The sequence below is a fragment of the Streptomyces sp. WG7 genome (assembly GCF_049975785.1).
Lineage (GTDB): Bacteria > Actinomycetota > Actinomycetes > Streptomycetales > Streptomycetaceae > Streptomyces.
The window spans coordinates 1-1495 of the sequence record NZ_JBNGGE010000142.1 but is presented as its reverse complement, the minus strand read 5'-3'; the positions used below and the strand labels follow the sequence as shown (position 1 = coordinate 1495).

General features: G+C 73.6%; 1 protein-coding gene. It reads left to right on the top strand.

Translation table 11 applies throughout. From position 1 onward, the window contains the following. Nucleotides 1-1495: SDR family NAD(P)-dependent oxidoreductase (locus tag ACP4J0_RS38405; protein ID WP_426604070.1), on the top strand; the 1495-nt coding region annotated here is incomplete at both ends.

Here is a 1495-nt window from a genome sequence, read left to right as displayed (position 1 = left end):
CCGCGGCCCTCGCCACCGGCGAACCCCAGTTCGCGATCCGCCGCGGCACCGTCCACGTGCCCCGCCTGGCCCGGGTCCCCGCCAGGACAGCGCTCACGCCGCCCGCGGACGGCGCCGCCTGGCGTATGGACATCCAGGACAAGGGCACTTTGGACCACCTCACGCTGCTCCCGAGTCCCGAGTCCGATGCGCCGCTGGCGCCGGGCGAGGTCCGGGTCGCCGTCCGGGCGGCCGGCCTGAACTTCCGTGACGTCCTGAACGCCCTGGGCATGTATCCGGGCGATGCGGGGCTGATGGGCAGCGAGGGTGCGGGCCTGGTCGTGGAGACCGGTTCCGGTGTCACGGATCTCGCGCCGGGCGACCGTGTGCTGGGCATGCTGCCGGGGGCGTTCGGCCCGCGTGTCGTCGTCGACCGCCGCATGATCGCTCCGATGCCGGAGGGGTGGACCTTCGCCGAGGCGGCGTCGGTGCCGATCGTCTTCATGACCGCCTACTACGCCCTCCACGACCTGGCCGCACTGCGCGGTGGCGAGTCCGTCCTCGTCCACGCGGCCGCCGGCGGTGTCGGCATGGCCGCCGTCCAGCTCGCCCGCCACTGGGGTGCCGAGGTCTACGCCACCGCCGGCCCCGGTAAGTGGGACACCCTGCGCGGGCTGGGCCTGGCCGACGAGCGCATCGCCTCCTCCCGCACTCTGGACTTCGAGGACGCCTTCCGGGCGGCGACCGGTGGGCGGGGTGTGGACGTGGTGCTGGACTCCCTCGCCCGGGAGTTCGTGGATGCCTCGCTGCGGCTGCTGCCGCGCGGTGGGCGCTTCGTGGAGATGGGCAAGACCGACGTCCGCTCGCCCGAGGACGTCGCTGCCGCCCATCCCGGCGTCGCGTACCGGGCGTTCGACCTGGCCGAGGCGGGTCTCGACCGCATCCAGGAGATGCTCACCGAACTCCTGGCCCTGTTCCGGTCCGGCGCTCTCCACCCGGTCCCGGTCTCCGCCTGGGATCTCCGCCAGGCCCCCGAGGCGTTCCGCTATTTCAGCCAGGCTCGCCATGTCGGCAAGATCGTGCTCACCCTGCCGAGACACTGGGACCCGGAGGGCACCGTCCTGGTCACCGGCGGCACCGGTGCCCTGGGCGCTCTCGTCGCCCGGCATGCCGTCACCGTGCGCGGCGCCCGCCACCTGCTGCTGGCCAGCCGGCGTGGTGAGGGCGCCGCCGGGGCCCGTGAGCTCGGTGAGGAACTGCGCGCGCTGGGTGCCGAGGTGACGATCGCCGCCTGCGACACCGCGGACCGCGACGCGCTGGCCGCGTTGCTGGCGAGCGTACCGGCGGAGCATCCCCTGACCGCCGTCGTGCACACCGCGGGCGTCCTCGACGACGGCGTCATCGACTCCCTCACCCCGGAGCGGCTTGAAAGGGTTCTGCGTCCCAAGGTGGACGCGGCCCTCCACCTGCACGACCTCACCCGGCACCTCGACCTCGCCGACTTCGTCCTCTTCTC